This window comes from Ruminococcus sp. FMBCY1, from assembly GCF_023921805.1.
Classification (GTDB): domain Bacteria; phylum Bacillota; class Clostridia; order Oscillospirales; family Acutalibacteraceae; genus Ruminococcoides; species Ruminococcoides intestinale_A.
The window spans coordinates 515,678-534,464 of record NZ_CP074197.1 but is presented as its reverse complement, the minus strand read 5'-3'; the positions used below and the strand labels follow the sequence as shown (position 1 = coordinate 534,464).

Below are 18,787 nucleotides of genomic sequence, written 5' to 3'. Positions count from 1 at the left end.
CTATCTGCCCCCTTTTTTCTTCTTTCTTCTGGATGCCACACCCATGCCGATCAGACCGCCTGTGGAAAGGATCAGGCACAGGGCCGGAATCCAGAGGTTGGTGTCATCGCCTGTTTTCGGGTTACTTACAGACGGGGTGTCCTCCGGCAGCTTCTCGTTCGTCACTTTCTGGATGACTTCAATCACTGGGGTTTTGTCATCTACATAAGTAAATGTCACTTCATGCTTGGTCTCATCCAGCTGATATCCTTCCGGTGCTTTGGTCTCAACCAGATAATAAGTGGCTGCCTTATCAAATTTGCCATCCTTATAAGTTCCGATTGCAAGCAGTCCGCTGGTTGCATGACCGTTTTCATCAGTGGTCAGGGTTTCTACCACTTTGCCATCGGCATCCCTCAATTCAAATTCCGCACCTTTCAGTGCAGCTCCGGTATCCTTGTCCGTTTTCTCAATGATCAGACGTCCCTTTGCGGTATCATCTTTCATGGCTACCTTCTGGATCTCTGTGGTGTCTGCCACCTCGAAGGTGATCTCTTCCGAAACGACATAACCGTTTGGAGCCTGCTCTTCTTTCAGGGTGTATTTACCGATTGGAAGTTTTTCGATATAATGCGGCTCTTTACCGGAAGTCCAGGTTTCTACGATATTGCCATTTTCATCTGTGATGGTCAGTTTGGCTCCTTCGATCTCAGTATCTCCGGTAATATCCGTTTTGCTGATCTCCACTTTGGTCACATCATCTTCCATTACCTGTTTCTGGATCTCTACAGTATTCTCCACGGTGAATGTGATGCTTTCCGCAGTGGCATATCCATCGGCCGGCTTGGTTTCTGTCAGGGTGTACGATTTTCCTACAATCAGTTCTTTGATGATGTGCGGCTCCTTGGTGGATGTCCATTCCTCAACAACAGCCCCGTTTTCATCCGTCAGCTGTAATCTGGCTCCCGGCAGTTCCTCGCCTGTGGTCAGATCGGTTTTGGAAAGTTCCACGGTTGTCGGCTCATCTTCAAATACGAACTCATAGGACACTTCTGCTTCTTTGTCTCCCTGGTACTCAAAAACAAATTCCTGTTCTTCTCCGGTGGTGACAAATCCATCCGGTGCATACAGCTCCTTCACATAATAGGTTCCGTCAATCGGCAGGTCTGCAATAAAGGAAATCTTTCCATCTACATCTGTTGTTTTTAACTCGATCAGGGTATCTGCTTCCATCAGCACCTTTCCAGATGCGGACAGGATGTCGTTCCTAGTGTACAATCCAAAGATGCCGCCTTTTAATACACGGTCGGTATCCTTTTCTTTCTTCAGGACGTTCACTTTCACCTTCTGGCGGTTGTTCTGCCAGTCCTCATCGTATACGACAACCGGGGTATCCTGATCGCGGTAGGAAAGATCTACATATCGTGGTTCTTCATCCAGGATATAACCATATGCTGTGCCTACCTCTTTGACATAATATTTTCCAACCGGAAGGTCAGATACTTCTGCAACACCGTTTGTATCGGTAGTTACAGTTGCTACCAGTTCGTCCTTGGAATAATAGTCCGGGCTTACGCCATCAGCTGCTTTGATATCTTCGGCAGCACGGATTTCGAAGGTAACGTCTGTCAGGCTTCCTGTAATGTACTCAAAGAAATGTTCCACAACACCTTTGACGTTATCCAGCAGGGTGATCTTATCGAGGAATTCGCCCTTCTTGTTTACGATCAGCAGTGCTTTCGGTACATGGTCCTGCATTTCCACTTTCTGTATTTCTGCGGTATCCTCGATGGTGAATTTCACATCCGTAGTCTTTAAATAACCATGCGGTGCAAGGGATTCACGGAGGATATAGGTTTTTCCAACAGTCAGATATTTGATCACATGAGGCTCATCCTTTACGGAAGTCCAGCTGTCGATCACGTTTCCATCCTCATCCAGAACAGAAAGGGATGCTCCGTTCAACTCCACGCCTGTGGTCAGATCGGATTTTGTCACCTCGATGGTCGTCGGCTGGTTCTTCTTAATCGATTTCAGTTTAATGGTCTGGATGTCTTGTCCCTGATAGGTGGCATCAAATTCCAGTACCTCATCAGAGGATACAAAACCGTCCGGTGCGGAAATCTCTTTTACATAATAAGTTCCAAGCGGCAGGTCCAGGGTAAAGTGTGCCTGTCCTTTTTCATCGCTTGTGATCTCCTGTAATAAGGTATCTGCTTTCACGATGACCTTGTTGCCTGATTTGATTTCCTTCTTATTGTAAAGTCCAAATACAGCTCCGGCTACCACGCTTCCGGTTTCTGCGTCCTGTTTTTCCACGGTGATGCTTACTTTCTGGCGTTCATTTTTAAATGTCACTTCTTCGTCTACGACCGGGGTATCCTGTCCGGCATAGGTAAAGGTTACCTCTTCCCCTTTGGCATTCCAGGTGTAGCCTTCCGGTGCTTTTTTCTCTTCTACCCGGTATGTTCCGAGCGGAAGATTCTCGATTACGGCACTTCCGGTTTCATCAGTTGTCACCGTTGCCACCAGTGTGTCTTTGGCATATTCCAGATAACGGTTGCCGTTCTCATCTTTCTGATGGTCTGCGGTATAGATATCTTCTGCGGCATAAACCTCAAACACGGCTCCTGCAAGGCTGGCTTCCTCATAGGTGAAATCCTTGTCAAAACCTTTGACTACTTCTCCTTCCTTGTGGATGGTCAGTCTGCCTTTTGCCGGGTGGTTCTCGAATTCCACCTCGATGATCAGGTCACCGCTGACCGGATCTTCCTGGTATGCGGTATCGCTGTCTACCTTGATTTCCACGGTATTGGCACTGTGGGTGTATCCATCCGGTGCAATCACTTCTTCGATGCGGTAATTTCCACAAGCCAGATTCTGTGGCAGGATCAGGTATCCATTCTCATCCGTAAAATAAGATTTATGTACCGTAGTAGATGGGTAGGTGGTCACCTGTTCCACATATTTCTTGTTATCCAGATTGTATACTTTAAACTCGGTATTCGGAACCAGGACCGATTTCTTTGTCTCGTCATCTTTTTTGACGATCTTTAATTTTGCTTCAAACTCTTCGTCCAGAAGCACACGCCATACCTGCGGCTGATCCGGATTGTTTTCCGAGATCACAACCTTAAAGTCATCGACTGGTTTGAAGTTGTGCGGTGTGGTGGTCTCCCTTACAATGTAGGTTCCGTATGCAAGCGGAATGGAGCATGCATATCCACGCTCATCCGTGAACATTTCTGTCTGTCCGTCTGCGGTCAGCACGACCGGAGTAGCAGATGCAAAGTCATAGGAACCGTCCTTATTTTTCTTCAGGCTGCTCTCCAGATATGCACTGAATCCCACACCTTTTAACAGATCGGCATCGGTCTTACCATTGTTGGCTGCTTTAATGACCTGGAACGGCTGTTTGATCACATCTTCCAGAGAAGTTGCGGTACGTTCTACCGTCTGAACCAGATCTCCCTCGTCATTACACTCCAGATCATGTTCTTCCGTGTCTGCCAGATATCCGACAGGCGGAGTCAGTTCTTTAACGTAATACTTTCCGAGATAGAGGTCTGCGACTTCTGCATTTCCCTCTGTATCCGTAGTCAGGGTTGCAATCTGTGTTCCTGCCGGGTAAAGAACACCTGTCTGTCCATCTGGATGTACGATATCTTCACGGGCATACAATCCGTAAACAGCACCCTCAAGTGTTGCATCTCCCTGTGCGGTCTTTCCGGTTTCGGAATCCTCTTTTACCAGTTTGATCTTCGCATTGATCCGCTCATTCTGGAACGTATGGTTGAAAGAAACCGTTGCCTCTTTGTCTGTTGTGTACTGGAAGGTAAAGGAGTACACATCCTCGCCGTTTCTCACATATCCAGCTGGTGCACCCAGCTCTTTCATGTAGTAGCTGTTGGCGATTGGCAGGTCTGCCTGATATACGGCTTTTCCGTCTGTTCCGGTCACTGCTTTCTCAATGAGAGTATCTTTCTTGACCACAATGGTTCCGTCCGCTGCTTTGATGTCATTTCCGGCATACAGACCATAAGTGCCGCCCGGAAGATATTTCCTGGTTTCTTTATCCTGTTTGTATACACTCACGCTTGCTTTCTGGCGGTCATTTTTGAATGTCACGCTTCCCATGACCTTTTCCACATTACTTCCGGCATAGGAAAGGGTGATCTCCTGGCTTTCACCAGTGCATACCAGATTTTGTGGTGCCTGCATTTCTTTTACCACATATTTCCCCAGATATAGCTTATCCAGTGTGGCACTTCCGTCATCCCCGGTGGTGAGTCCGGCTTTAACCAGTGCATCTTTTTTGTAGATGATTGTTCCGTCTGCGGATACAATTTCCTCTGCAGCATAAACGTTGTAAACCGCGCCTTTTTGTTTCTGCTCTGTATAAACAAAGGAAACACCATCATCGGTCACCTTTGCTCCGGTCAGGACTTCGCCTAATTTGTAAACGGTCAGGCTTGCCATCTGCTCTGCATCGGTAACGGTCTGTTTTACGGTATCCCCGATGACCAGTTTCACATCGTAGGCTTTGGTATCCAGCAGATATCCGTTTGGTACGGAGATCTCTTTCAGGTATACGGTATCCTGTGTTTTGGTGATCGTAACGCTGGAAGCTCCGTTGGCATCTGTGGCCGGCATCTTTGTGATCAGGTTCTTTCCATCCTTGTCACTATAAACGCCATAAACTGCACCTGCGATGGCTTTGTTGCTCTTACGGTCTTTCTTTACGATCTCCAGAGTTGCCTGTTTTACCCATGATACTTTAAAATCTACATATTTCTCATCGGTCACACCCTCGCCAAATACCAGGGCAAGGTCCTGTGTCTCGCTTCCGGTTGTGATCTTATAAGCGGAATAATCTTTGATGATGCTTCCCTTCATGGTGACAGACCATTCCCCTTTGACATTCACTGCCTGTGTCAGCGGTGCAGATAAGTAGAATTTGGTACCGCCGCAGATCTCCACGGATGCACCTGCACTGCTTGTTTTTCCCGTTGTCACATTATGCAGTTTGACACCGGACGGCAGCTTCATGGTGATGGTCTGCAGTTCGGATGCCTTGAAGGTGATCTCTTCTGTTCTCTGGCTGTTGCCGCTGATATATGCGGTAACATTTGCATTGGAGAAACTCATGTCCACTTCCGGTATCTCCGGCTGGCTCATGCAATAATTGTAGAGTTCCATTGCCAGAGCCTGTCCGGTTGCATTCGTACCGGAAAAAGCGTCACTACTGTTATTGGCATAAGACGCAGCCAGATGGACAATGATAAACTGTTTTCCAGCGGAAAAATCAGGATGTTTCTCTGAGAAAAATCCATTTTCGCCGGATGCTTTTGTGCCGTAGTAGCATACTTTTGCCAGTGCTTTGCTGTCACCCAGTTTGGTGATCTTATAGACACCATCCCCAGGTCCTGCCTTGGACGGCTGCACACAGTAGGCAGTTGCAGACACGTTTCCAAATTTTACGGTATATTTATAAGTTACATAGGAACCCAGACCGTAGTCTGCATAATAGTATGCAGCCCCTCTTGTCACATCTACGTCCTGTGTTGCTCTTGTACTGGTATTGACTGCGCTGAATGAAACGGTTTCCCCATCTTCCATTGCCATCAGGTCAATATCCTGTTCCCCTGCCTGCTCCAGAACATCGCTGAGTGTCAGCCCGGATTCTTCATCGGTTGTATTTTCCGTTTCGGATTCCTCTAATGCAGCATCAAACTCGGATTCGGAAAGTCCGTCCTGAAATTCGGGTTCTGTTTCTTCCGGTTCTTCTGTTTCAGATTCAGCTGTCTCCGGCTCAACAATTTCTGTCTCTACAGGCACTGTCTCAGTTTCTTCCTGCGAGGCAGCTTCCTCATCATCAGAACCTGTATCCTCTTCGGTAACTGCCTGTTCTGTCTGCGGTTCACTCTGAGCTGCTGTCACAGGCTCTTTTACGATCAGGTTTCTCCCAATCTGATAAACCGGGTGGTTCTGGTTGACTGGCTCCACATAATAAACGGCATGGTAAGTGTCTGCATGGCTGGTGCTGAAGTTCTCCCCGGCGTCATTCTCTGCTTTCTGGAATGTCACTTTGACTTTGCTTTCGTCCTTGATTTCCAAATTTGTAAAATCCGTGGAAACATCAAAGTCCTGTCCGACTTCCAGCTCCAGATCGGTGGCTTTTACCACTTCGTTTTCATCCAGCTGATCCTTTACGGATTCATACGCTGGCGGTTCCGCCGCTTTCGGCTCTTCCGAAGCATACACCGTCAGCGGTGAAATGACCGTGGATAAGATGGTGACTGCCGCCATCACCCCTGAAAGGATTCGCCTGAATCGATATTTACTCTTCATGTTTTCTACCTCTTTCTTCTTTTTCTTCATTTTGCATAAGAACAGCCGGATGTTTCCACCCGGCCTGTCTGTTCTCATTATTCTGTTATCTCGCATCATCTGTCCGTCTTGGATTCTGCAGACAGGCATAGGTACTTTTGTCATACCGCCATGCCTTATCCCCGTCCAGATTGGCAAGCAGATGCTTCCGCACATTTTTGTATTCGTCCCCGATCAATCCGAGGCGGAGCAGAAAGGTGCGGAACGTAAATGCCGGGTTATCCCCGATCTCCGTCTTTTTTGCATGGGTACAAGATTGGTTGATCGCCTGTGCGGATATGGCAAGTGCCAGTGTGATATTCGACCGGACTTTTCCTGCATGGAGGGTGCTTTCAAAACAACGCCATTCCAGTGTTCCCTTGGAAAAAACAGCATGTAGGTTTAAGGCATAATACCTTGTCCAGTTGTAATGCTCGGAGCTTCCGTCATTTCCCTCATACCATGCCCTTTTGAATTTTTCCATCGTGATGGTGCTGTTTGGCATCCGGCGGATCTTCTCCAATACCATAGGACGGACTTTCTGGCAATACTCATCTTCCCTTCTCGTCTGTACATTTAAGGCTTTGAACAGAATATCCTCTTTGCAGTACATGATCGTCAGTGCATTTTTCAGACTCCTTGGTGTATGATTGGATGCGTCCACATGGACATGCATGCCACAGGATGAATTGACAAAAGCACCTGCGTTTTTGACACACCGCACCACTTCCTGGAGTTTCCCCATTTCCGAATATTCCAATTTCGGGGATACCATTTCTGTCGAATAATCTCCATCGGCATCTATTACAGTACCATTTGCCAGCCTTTCACAGTCGATACTGCTGTCTCTTGAAAATTTCCACGTTTTTCCATCTGAATCTTTTACACACCAGGAATCGTAAGAACGGATATGATATGGCTCTGTTCCGAACATTCTTCCAATCGCAACAGCCGCATCATAGCGGCTGATACCTGTCATCTCAATCTCTGTACCAAAATACTGGTCTTTTAGGTCGATCTGCTTCACCCACCCTTCGCTTCTGGAACAGGTGAGCCGCTTTGGATCTCTTCATCTACTGCTTTCAAATTTCTGCCTATTGCTTCAATGACATTGACAGTGACACCATTACCGGCCTGCTTGTAAAGCTGGTTATCCGATGTTTCTTTTTCCATCTTGGAAATCTGACCATCCCGATATCCCTGCAGCCGCAGACACTCCCTTGGCGTCAGCCTGCGGATTCTGCCGTGGTAAATCACTCCATGACGGTCAGTTGCCGTAATGGTGAACATTGGCTCTTCCGGTTCTTTCATCCTTCTTCCATTCTGGCGGACTTTTTCCTTGGCCGGTGTCAGTACTGCCCTTGGCGGTTCTTCCACCAGCACCCCGGAACTTTCGCCTCTGTGGTTATGGATGCTGGAATCCTGTCTGGTATTCAGACATCTTGCAACGTCTGTCACCAGCGGCGGAGGGGAGATATCTACAAAATGCAGTGTTCCCTGCTGGTTTCCGGTCGTCAGGGTATGGGCGATCTCATGCCCGACTCTCCCCCTGCGACTGTTGATTCCCGGATATCCGAGATCGATGCTGTCCCCCTCGTAGGCCATCTTGTATCCTTTTCGGGTGTTTTCCTTGATTGGGATACCAACTTCGTATAATCCGGTCTTGCCGCCCATACCACCAGCCCCGCTGGTCAGCGTGCAGCTCAGTCCTTCTTCTGCGTAGACTCTTTCTCCCTGTTTGCCAGCATGGACTTGTATAAGAGCTGTTCCATTTGCTTTTGGGAAAGGTAATATTTTTCCGGCACATCTTCCATCAAGATATCCGACAATATACACCCGCTTCCTTGACTGGGGGACTCCGAAATCCTTGCTGTTAAGCACTTTCCATTCGACATGATACCCCAGTTCAGATAGCGTACTGAGGATGGTGTGAAACGTCCGCCCTTTGTCATGCGAAAGCAGACCGGGTACGTTTTCAAGGAGAAAATACGCAGGTCGTTTGTCTGCAACCAGTCTGGCAACTTCAAAGAAAAGGGTTCCTCTTGCATCGGCAAATCCTTCCCTTCGTCCAGCGATTGAGAATGCCTGGCAAGGAAATCCCGCACATAAAAGATCAAAGTCCGGCATTCGTTCTGTTTCAATATTTCTTGCGTCATTGCAGAACCACTCTCCTTCCGTATCAAACAGCACCCGGTAGTTGTGGTCTGCATATGCATCTGCTTCACAGTGTCCGACACAGGTGAAGCCCCCTGCCCTGTGCAGCCCTTCTCGGAATCCTCCGATTCCACTGAACAGGTCAAAAAATCGAATTGTTCCGGCTATCAGCCTCCCTTCGCTGCGAAAAAAACAGTGCAGATTTCTCTGCACCGTTTCCGTCTCTTGGTTTCTGTTTTGTGATGTCTATTCTTCTGATTCCGCTTCCTCTGGCTCAGATTCTTCTGCTTCTTCGGTTTCCAGTTCTGTTGGCTCTGCTTCCGCTGGCTCTTCGTTTTCTGGCTCTGTCGGCTCTTCATCTGCTTCAGCTTCGTCCGGTTCTGTCATTTCTCCGTCTGCTTCAGCTTCCAGTGCTTCTGTCTCAGGCTCTTCTGCTTCAGGTTCTACTGACTCTTCATCCGGTTCTGATTTCGCAGTCTCAGGATCTTCCATTTCTGTTTCTTCGGCTTCCTCTGACTCTGCTTTCCATTTGACTTCTTCTTTTTCGATTGCATCTTCGATAAGCCCGATTAAGAAGTCTTTCTGTTTCATGCCATTCCTGGCGAGGACTGCTTTCAGTCTGGAAAATAAATCCTCGGTTACCTGTACTGCTACTGTTCTTAAATCTGCCATGTTCGTCTTTTCTCCTTTTCTTGTCATGTGTTCTTCGATTACCATTTCAAGGTATTTTGGTATGCTGATTCCTAACTCTTCGACTTCCAGTTTTAGCTTTTCATGCAGCTCTACCGGGATTTTTCCGCATATGTTTTTCATCTCCATTGTGTTCGTTCTCCTTTCTTTTTTCTACATACAACATACCCTAAAACGTGACAGAAAGCTATTCACAATACCCAACGAATATGAGGCTCTCAAAAGCTCCCAAAGGATGCAGATCCAATAACATTCAATAGGCATCACCCCTTTCAAAAATCCGTGATTTATACTAATTTGACTGCTTGAAATTTGGCTATTTTATCACCAGGAAAGACTTGACTTTTTCAGAATGCATCCTCAAGCCCGGAGAGAAAATCCAGCATCTGGGACGGGATTTCTTCCTTTTTTGAAACACTCTCCCCGGAGCCAGAAATGGAAACACCTGCCAGTTCTTCCCGGATTGCCTGCCGGATGCTTTTCTCCAGCTGATTGTTTTCCTGATCTTTTAAGATCACCTGAACCAGATAGCTGCTCTTCTGTCCATCTGGAACACTTTGCAGGATCTCCCATGCCTTTTTGTGATCTGGGTTATCAAGGTTCAGGCGGAACGAGAAAACGGGTCTCTTTACTTCGCGCACATCTGCCCCACAATCCGCTCATAGCCGGAAGCATTGGCGTGTACGTCTGTCAGGTAAATCTGCCGACACAGCCCGTCCTGCGGTGTCACGTGCCGTTTCAGAATGCTGGCTCCGCCGCCCATGATCACGGACGGAATTGCCTTCAGATCGAACCCGGCTTCCATAATTGCAGACAGTATTTTCTCCGTGTAGAGCCTTCCCTGCCGGACAATGATTTCTTTTGCGGCCGGGTCCATGCTGCAGCTCTGGCCGTTCAGAACACGTTCGATCTGAATATCCGTTACAGACAGTCCGGTATTTCTGCGTACCTGCTCGGTGATCTCATCCACACACCGGATCACACCAAGTTCCAGGCTGCGGCAGGTAGCGGCATTTGGAACACTGTTGTCCAGCCGCATCAGGTCTACGGTCCAGCCACCGATATCTGCGAGAAGAACAGAAGGCTCGTCCCGAACACATTCCGGGTGGAGAGCCAGGGCTGAGTATCCCTGTGGGAACAGTTTTACATCCTGAATCCGGATCTCATAGCTCTCATCCTCGTACCGGAAACGCAGAGGCTGCTCTTTCCGAAACAGATATTCCCGGAAGCCTTTTTTCTCCCTGCCAAAACTTGCCAGTGGAAGACCGGCTGCCAGAACTACATCTGTTTTCCGCTCTCCCCGGCGATAGCGGATTTCCTGGGCAATGGCTGCCATTGTCAAAAGATAATAATTGTCATTGGAAGTCTTACTTCTCACCAGCGTCTGCCGCCCGGTTCCACACACATAAAATTTCCCATTGTACTGCAGGACATTCTGCATGGTATACGGCTCGTAATCGTATCCGGTCAGTCCGGTCGGGAAACATACATGGGGAGTTTTTATGGCATAATATCCATGGTCAATTCCTATAATGATAAGTCACCACATCCTTTCTGGTTTTTCTTGTTCTTTTCCAGCAGGTGGTCTTTTGGTCTGGAAAAAGAGAAAAAGGGCAGAACCCCGAAGAGCCCTGCCCGTAATAAAAAATACAGTTATGTATATTTACAAACAAATATGCATAACTGTATGCTATCACTTTTAATTAATTTATAATTTGGATTCTCTATTTCTGTTCTTGTAGCACATAAATACTGCTTTAAAATGTTCCTACTAGCTGCCTATGTTACTATTCTTTATTTCACCAATTCATGAATAGCTTTTACCATTGTAAGTCCATAATCAACAAGGAAATTTTTTTGTTCTTCGGAGTATGTCTTTCTTTCCTCTATTGCTTCATCTGTGCAATGTCTAAAGCACTGCATTTTCTTTCTATAATTCTTTACTATCGTATCGTCAATGAAGCCACAACATACATCTTCATATTCTGGTGTGATAAATTTTCCATCTTGTTTCAACAGGTTTTCAATAAGGTTTGCAATCTCAGCAATTTTTTCATCTATATGCATACTATTGAAAGATGCCTGTCTAGTAGAAATTTCAATAAATTTCTGATTTATAGAATCGTTCACCTCAATATTACAAGACTTTTGCTCAAATGTCAGATCTGCTACAAAGGTTCTTCTAGTCGCATAACGAACAGTTCCATTATCATCTCCACCTAGAGCAATAATTCGATTTCTAATATCTCTATATGTAAAGTCTGTTGGATCAACAGGGGGTCTTGCTAGTATTCTAGGAAACTCTTTTATCTCATAACCGAGCATATGTAGATAATATGTTATTAGATAAAACCAACATTTATTTTCACCTGAAAAATCAACATCTGGCTGACACAGTTCTTTAAATTTAGTTATTGCTTCTTCAACATCATAAATCTCAAATTGATAATTCTGAGTTTCCTCTTCACCACAAAAAATATTATATGTATAATTTACCTTTTTAACAGATTCCAGAAAACGATAATGGTATTCGGATTCCTTTATATTTTGAAAATAAAATTCTTTTAAATCCATGAACATACTCCATTCAAAAATCAAGCCACAACATCGACAATTCAGCATCTCTTCTCATTTTCACAAATTCTTCTGCAAATGTTTTTGCTGTTTCTCTATTATGATCTACATCCCAATGTTCCTTATTATAGTTTGCAGCGTTTGTCCAATTGAAAGTACCGTGCATTGCAACTTCTAAATCGATCACACAAAACTTCCTATGCATTATATTTTTGTACCGCTCTGACATCACATCCACCCGATAAACCTCAAAGTGATCTTCCAAAGTGAACGAAGGTTTCTCCTTATTAACACGATTATTATCAATAATAATTTTTACATCTAACCCTTCATTTCTTTTTTTCAATAATTCATCAAATATTTTTTTATTGGTGAACCATGCCATTGCTATCCAAATTGAGAACTTTGCTTCTCGAATTTCATCAATTATCCGATTTTGTATATCATCAAAAAGTATCTCTTGGCTTACTTCTTCTGGTGCAATATTAAGTATTCCGGGTTTTAATACCAATCCGCTATACTCATTATAATCGTTTGGTTCATAAACCTGTTTGCACAAATCATCAACAAAATCTTCATGTTCTTTCAAGACAATTAATTTATCTGGAACAACGCTAATAATAATATACTCTTGACGATGATCTGGCAAATGATATGTAAAAGCCCATTCCTTTTGAAATGAAACAGAAGCAACTTTAAGCGCCTCCACCACCTCATCTTTATGTTCATAATCACTCATCTTTGCTGTTGCTATCAATAAATCCTTATACTGCTGTTCTGTCATAACATCCCCCTATAGCTTTATATATATCGCAATGCTATGAGCAATTTCTTTATCACTACTCATTATTGTATCATTTCCTAACAAAATTCGATTTCTACCACTAATGATATCATATTTTTTATTTATAATCTAGGTCTTGTATCCACTCTCCGATCTCTTTTGGTGTGCTTTTGCAAAAATCCTGAATCCACATCTCATGGAGTTTAACTTCTGATTCTGTACTATCTATGTTTCCAACACACCCACCTGTTTCCTGAAGTGCTTCCAGGCAATCCCATTCCTTTTGGAAGTCCCCAGCAAATTCCATCCATACTTTTATATGATATTCCTTAAAACCTAAATGGTAAATCAAGTAGGTCAACCTGTCAAAATCAGCTAACGGCATTTTTTCTTTTTTCAGCAATAACCTTTTATCATGCTCGCTGCATAGATATAAAAATGCAAGCTGCTCTATTTTTGCCTGCTCCATATATTTCTCCCTTCTCTTCTTTCCTTGTCTCACTTTTACAACCGATTCTACCTTGTCCAATCGTTAAAATCAATACAGATGGTGCAAAAAGTGAGACAAGCCATCCTTTTACCAGAGAGGAAGAGATTTAAGATGCCAAAGCCAAGGACACAGTCTGGTGAGAAGAATCTGATTAGCCAGCGATTGATTGAACTTCGCAAGACCCACAATATGTCTCAGCGTGATCTTGCCTATAAACTCCAGTTAGCTGGTTACGATATGGATAAAAATGTAATCACCAGAATCGAAACAAACAAGCGTTATGTCACTGATCTTGAATTAAAAGCCATTGCTGAAATCTTTCAGGTTTCATACATATTTCTCATTGATGGCAAAGATGAATAGAAGTGACAAATGGGGAAGTTCCTTTCGTGCTTCCCCATTTTATCCGTCCCTTTTTTACAAATTTAATAGTTCCAGAATTTTCTGCATGCCAGCCTGATATAAAGATTCCGCATATAATATCCATCTCTCACTAACTTCAGTAACGTATTTGTCTATTGTTTTTCGCTTTTCTTTTGATAATCCCATTGTCTGAACCTGTTCTTCATATTTCGATATTTTTTCAAGCATTCCCTGGTACACTGTATTTTCTTTCAGCTGATCTTCAACCTCATCAATCCAGGTATCCAGCAGCAACTCCAGCAGTTTCTTTGTGTCACCGTCATCATTTCCCAATATTGCTTTTTTAATTTTTCCAAGCATTGCTCCATAGGAGATCATTTGAGCCTGTCCCATATAAAAATGGTACTGTTCTTCTATCATTTCCTTTTCGCTTTCCAGTCGGAAATATTGATGCACTGCCTTATGCTCTTCTGTCGTTAGACTGATTGCCTGATTCGACTCCATAAATGTTTCTATTACTGGATACCTCTCTGTAAGTTCCAGTATTTTATTTTGCAGTCTCTGGTATTCCGCATCATGCTTTTTCAGATAGGTGCAAACCTGTTCTCCTATCCGTATCCCCAAACATTGCTCATTCCAGATGATATCTGGCTGTGCTGTCATATCGGTGTCTCCCTTCTGTGTAGTTTTCCTGTTCCAAGCACAAGACTATACCACACTTCTGGGAGAAAGCTATTCACCAAACCTACTGAAATCTCCTGGCAGATCCTGTGCAACCTATCCCTTTTCCCACAAAAAAACTGGTATGAAAGACTCCTTGTTCTCTCATACCAGCTATCTATTTCTTATTTAACTGAATACACATTCTTTTCTATTCTCTGTGTATCCTGTACTTATTTATGGCAAAAATCAGACTACAGACACGCTATACACTCTTATGCTACATAATCCAGTTTACGGCACTTCGGCTCGAAAGTTACATTATAAATACCGACCTGTGCTGTAGACAACGGTGCAAGATAGCTCTGACCGATAAAATATTTTGCAAATGCGTCATTAGGTGCGCCAATCGGGAAAAGAATTGACTGCTGATATTTTTCCTTTTCGCTCAAATCTTCCGCATCATCAGCCCATACTTCGGTAGCCATTCTGAATGCTGCCCAAGCCTTTGGCCAGCCGGCATAGAATGCGGCGTGTGTGAGAATTTCTGCAATTTCCGTTTTTGTAATACCGTTCTTTTTTGCTGACATAAGGTGATATTTAAAGGATGAGTCGGTTAATCCCTGTGCCATAAGTGCGGTTACTGTTACGAGTGAGCGGTCACGAAGTGAAAGTTTATCTTCTCTTGACCATACTTCACCGAAAAGTACATCGTCATTAAGTTCTGCAAATTTAGGTGCAAATTCTCCGAGCGAATCTCTGCCTGCGGTTTGTTTTACAGCCATAATCATACCTCCAAGTTTAAAATAAAAAGTATTATTTTACAGCGATATAAAATTATCACTTCTTTATCAGTATTATAATACTTAAAGCTGACTTTAAGTCAAGAGATAAATAAAAATTTTTGGTCTGTTTTTTAATATTGGGAAATTATGGTTTAGCGGAGTGTCGGTCGGGGATTGAAATTTAGCTAACGCTAAATTATCCTCCCAAAAGCAAAAAAGTTTACTCAATTTTTTCAAAAATTGCGGGTTTGGGCAGTGCGCATAAAAGTCTTCCGATATAACAATTTATCAGGCGCAAACAGCCACGCTGTTTGCGTGCTTGCACCGAGTTTAAAAAAACAGGCGGTAGCCTTTTAGAAAAAAATTTGCTTATTTATTGTTTATTGAATGGCTTTCTTGTTGCTATCGCATTTTTAAAGGCTAATGCCGTTGCGTTCAAGCCGCCAAACAGCAAGCTGTTTGGCTATCGTCAGATTGCGTAAGCGGAAAGTATTTGTGGACTTTGCCCACACCCACGACCTTTGAAAAGGTCGACCAAACTTTTATAATTGCTTGATAAAGCAATCAGCCGAACAATAATTTACCGCAATTTTTGATAAAAAATCAAAATTTTTACATAAAAATGCGGGCATACTTTTGGTATGCCCGCAAAATTAGAATTTAAACTTTAAAATCACTCTTCGTAAGTGCCTGACCAAGCCTGTGCTTTTCCGTCGTAAAGATTTTTACCTTCTACAACCTTTACATTCTTAGTCTTTTTAACCCAAGTGCTTTCTGTATTCTTAAAAAGGAAACTTTCTGTACCCGGATAAATAGGTTCGGGAAGTTCGTATTTCCAGATGTCTGTGCCCTCAATTTGAGTCATTTTATATGCCTCTTCGTAAAGACCGTTGCCCCAACCGTAAATATAAACTTCTCCCCACTTTGTTTTTGAATTATCAAAATATACTACATCAAGTGTCCATTCGGGAGCCTCTTCTTTTACATACGGACCGACTGTTGCAGTTGCTTTGTCTGTTGCTTCATCAACGCTTTCAAGGTTGTAGCAATTGTTTGTGCTGCTTACAGTTGCTGCCCAAGCGTTGTATACAGGGCCTGAACTTGACGCCTTTGTCATTTCGTCAACCATATCTAATGCTCTGTAGAAAGTAACACTTGTAAGTGTGTTTGCTACCTCTGCCTTAAATACATTCGGATAATCGTCGGTATCCTGCTCAAGCAGATAAGACTTCTTTGTATTGTTATCAAAAGCATAGAGATTTGTACCCATTGATGTCATCCAAGGAAGCTGTGTCTTTAAGTAAAGTGTGTAAGTAGAAGGTGCGGGAGCAGTTGTCGGCTGTGTAGAAGGCTTGGTTGCCTCTGTAGGTTTTGCAGGCTGTGTAGGCTGTGTAGGTTGTTCAGCCTTATAAACTTCGCCTGTTTTGCCTGTGTCCTCTCTAATACCGGAAATATATCTCTGGATCATTGTTACATCTCTGATATCTACAACACCGTCAGCTGTAACATCGCTCAATGCATATATAAGCTGTGACGGCTTTACGGACTCTGCAACAATAAACTGGAGTGAGGTTACATCCTGAACATTAAATTTTCCGTCTGTGTTTACATCGCCGTATTTATATGTTTTGTCGCCTCTTGTAACTTCGGTTGCAGGCTGTGATTCAACTGTAGGTACAAGTGTTGTTTCTTCCCATGAAGTTGTCTTTGTAAGACCGAAAATTCTAGAAGTTCCTTTTAATTTAAGGCCTTTTTCCGACGGATACTGACGAGGAGCAGAGTTTACATTTGAGCTGTCGCAGAAGATAACTCTTGTGTTTGCAGAGTGTGCAAGGTCAAAATTTGACTCAGACTCGTTTTCATCTGCATCTGTTGCAATACAGGTTGTAGGAACTTCTGCATAGTAATAACCTGTTGCCTTATCATAGTTCATCTTTGTACCAGGCCAGTTTGATGCCTTATAAGTTTCTTCCTTTGAAGATTCCTCGTCGTAGATGTAAACATAGTAAGGAGCTTTCCATTTTGAGCTTGTTTCTCTTTTTTCAGAAGCAAAGAATACATACACACCTGAACTTGCAGATTTCTGCTTGGTATATTTGTAAGTAGTGGTTGTTGTATTTTTGCCGTCTGTTGCTGTAAGAGTAAGGTTGATTGTTTCGCCGTAAGCGTAGTCTGAACCTACTCTGATTGCAATGTCACCTGTGTAAGTTACAGGCTTAGAATTGTCAATGCAGTATGTACCTGATGCTGCGTTGTCAAGACCGAGGTTGAGTGTAAGTGTGTCGCCCTTGAAATCACCGCTCTCTACAGAACAAGTATTTCTCGGAGTTGTTGTGCCGTTGTAAACAACAGCTACACCTGTTGAACCGATATTACCTGTAAGAACGCCGTTAGCTACAGTGAATTTAGCGCCTGAAACTGTATCTGTGTAAGTACCGTTTGCAAGGCCTGTGCCTGAAATACTTACAGACTTTTCGTTGCCGTCGCAGTTAGCAAGAACAATACCGCTTGTGCCTCTTGCAACATAAGCTACATTGTCAACGGCACCGAGTTTTTCACTCTGACCAACAAAGAGGTTATGGAACTTATTAATTTCAGAAACAGCTGTGCTCTTATAAGTTATATCGCCTGCTGCCTCACCCATTAACGATGCACCCGGACGGGCAAAGTAAAGAGAAGTAGCGTCTTTTCTTGCGGCTATGATAGCCCATGCTTTAGTGATATTTTCGTCAGATACTTTAGAGGTATTGCTGATACCGCCTGCACCCGAATCGCCCTCGTATGTATCGTGCGACTCTGCCCAAAGAACTACATCGGAAGCGTCAACGCCTGACTTGTAGCTTGAGTTTGCGGCATTTGATGCCTTGCCTTTTACCACATTTGCGAGTACAGAGTCACCTGTTTTGTTATCTGTTACATTAATGTACTTTGTGTAAGAACTGTAACTTCTGCCGGAACCGCAGTTGTTAAGAATCTCACCGTAAATATAAAGATTGTCGCCTGTTTTTGCTTTGTAATATGAGCCTGCAGACTCTGTAATGTTCTTCCAATAATCAGAAGCATAGTCACCGTCATCGGGAGTTTCAATGTGTTTTGCCGCATCAAAACGGAAACCGTCAACACCGCAGTCGATACATTCCTTAAGGAGTGAGATAACCTTATCCTGAACAACTTTGCTGTTTGTGTTGAGGTCAGGGCAGGAAGTAACATGTCCCTGAACTACATTTTTTACACTGCTGTCTGATGCAACAATATCGTTGTTACGGAAGAAAGCACTTGCATTGTCGTAAATTTCAGGATCATATGTTTTAACCTGTGAGCTTACAACATTAGGTGTATCTTCGCTTTCATTGCCCATATGGTTAGAAACAATGTCGCAAATAATTTTTATACCGTACTTTTCAGCCTCTGTACAAAGGTCTTTGAGTTCGTCTTTTGTACCGAACCATGCGTTTTTAGCTACAGAAAGGCTTACAGGCTGATAAAGTTTCCACCACTGACCTGTAACATCTCTTGATGTTGAGTAGTCTTTCGGCTGCTGAACAGGTGAAGTCTGAACTGTAGAATAACCGGCTGCTGCAATTGCAGGCAGGTTTTCCTTAATTGTTTTGTACGACCAGTTAAAAGCGTGTAAAATTACGCCGTCCTGAACATTTCTTTGCAGATTATTGTCCGCTGCGGAAACCGCATTATCATTTTCAGCTGCGGATGCGGTCAATGCCATTGCAGATGCAGAAGAAACGATAGTTGCCGCAAGCACAATGCTTGTCAGCTTTTTAAGTTTACTCATAAACGAAATCCGTCCTTTCCAAGTATTTGATTTCCATTTAATTATACCAAAATACTCCACAAAAATATATGTTTTATTTTAACAAATTAACCGCAGTATTTTTAGTTATTATAACAAAGAAACGCTTTATAATATATGCAAGAAACAAG

At 43.6% G+C, this 18,787-nt stretch carries 13 protein-coding genes; 1 reads left to right on the top strand and 12 read right to left on the bottom strand.

Annotated features, from left to right (window positions below; translation table 11 throughout):
- The 9 genes from KGF34_RS02425 to KGF34_RS02385 form a co-directional block, all read right to left on the bottom strand.
- The gene (locus tag KGF34_RS02425; protein WP_354667451.1) at positions 1 to 6,360 is read right to left on the bottom strand and encodes a SpaA isopeptide-forming pilin-related protein; all 6,360 of its coding nucleotides are present in this window, start codon (positions 6,358 to 6,360) and stop codon (positions 1 to 3) included.
- Positions 6,361 to 6,415: 55 nt separating this feature from the next.
- Positions 6,416 to 7,375, bottom strand: a complete 960-nt coding sequence (locus KGF34_RS02420) for an amidoligase family protein (protein ID WP_008400058.1) — start codon at positions 7,373 to 7,375, stop codon at positions 6,416 to 6,418.
- Positions 7,372 to 8,715, bottom strand: coding sequence for a DNA (cytosine-5-)-methyltransferase (dcm, locus tag KGF34_RS02415; protein WP_008400060.1), 1,344 nt, complete (start codon positions 8,713 to 8,715; stop codon positions 7,372 to 7,374). The genes KGF34_RS02420 and dcm overlap by 4 nt, the downstream gene beginning before the upstream one ends.
- A gap of 33 nt (positions 8,716 to 8,748) precedes the next feature.
- The gene (locus KGF34_RS02410; protein ID WP_252559697.1) at positions 8,749 to 9,321 is read right to left on the bottom strand and encodes a hypothetical protein; all 573 of its coding nucleotides are present in this window, start codon (positions 9,319 to 9,321) and stop codon (positions 8,749 to 8,751) included.
- 218 nt (positions 9,322 to 9,539) lie between these two features.
- Complete coding sequence (locus KGF34_RS02405; RefSeq protein WP_006428275.1) at positions 9,540 to 9,833, bottom strand: hypothetical protein; 294 nt, start codon at positions 9,831 to 9,833, stop codon at positions 9,540 to 9,542.
- A complete protein-coding gene (locus KGF34_RS02400; protein ID WP_161208660.1) occupies positions 9,821 to 10,729 on the bottom strand; it encodes a ParM/StbA family protein in 909 nt (302 codons plus the stop codon). Before KGF34_RS02400 ends, KGF34_RS02405 begins: the two co-directional genes overlap by 13 nt.
- A gap of 257 nt (positions 10,730 to 10,986) precedes the next feature.
- Positions 10,987 to 11,766 carry a hypothetical protein gene (locus KGF34_RS02395; protein ID WP_015513365.1) on the bottom strand — a complete coding sequence of 260 codons (780 nt, stop codon included), beginning with the start codon at positions 11,764 to 11,766 and terminating at the stop codon, positions 10,987 to 10,989.
- 13 nt (positions 11,767 to 11,779) lie between these two features.
- Positions 11,780 to 12,550 (bottom strand): phospholipase D-like domain-containing protein, encoded by a 771-nt coding sequence (locus KGF34_RS02390; RefSeq protein ID WP_015513364.1) that lies wholly within the window; start codon positions 12,548 to 12,550, stop codon positions 11,780 to 11,782.
- A 118-nt stretch (positions 12,551 to 12,668) separates the two neighbouring features.
- The gene (locus tag KGF34_RS02385) at positions 12,669 to 13,079 is read right to left on the bottom strand and encodes a hypothetical protein (RefSeq protein ID WP_252559696.1); all 411 of its coding nucleotides are present in this window, start codon (positions 13,077 to 13,079) and stop codon (positions 12,669 to 12,671) included.
- Positions 13,080 to 13,151: 72 nt separating this feature from the next.
- Between KGF34_RS02385 and KGF34_RS02380 the strand changes: the two genes are divergently transcribed.
- Entirely contained in the window at positions 13,152 to 13,403 is a 252-nt protein-coding gene (locus KGF34_RS02380; protein WP_015513363.1) for a helix-turn-helix transcriptional regulator, read from the top strand.
- Positions 13,404 to 13,457: 54 nt separating this feature from the next.
- On the opposite strand, the gene KGF34_RS02375 is transcribed toward KGF34_RS02380, so the two are convergent.
- The 3 genes from KGF34_RS02375 to KGF34_RS02365 form a co-directional block, all read right to left on the bottom strand.
- A complete protein-coding gene (locus KGF34_RS02375; RefSeq protein WP_055147690.1) occupies positions 13,458 to 14,066 on the bottom strand; it encodes a hypothetical protein in 609 nt (202 codons plus the stop codon).
- Between the two features lie 272 nt (positions 14,067 to 14,338).
- Positions 14,339 to 14,848 (bottom strand): carboxymuconolactone decarboxylase family protein, encoded by a 510-nt coding sequence (locus KGF34_RS02370; RefSeq protein WP_354667450.1) that lies wholly within the window; start codon positions 14,846 to 14,848, stop codon positions 14,339 to 14,341.
- 673 nt (positions 14,849 to 15,521) lie between these two features.
- Entirely contained in the window at positions 15,522 to 18,638 is a 3,117-nt protein-coding gene (locus KGF34_RS02365) for an alpha-amylase family glycosyl hydrolase (protein ID WP_252559695.1), read from the bottom strand.
- Positions 18,639 to 18,787: the final 149 nt, after the last annotated feature.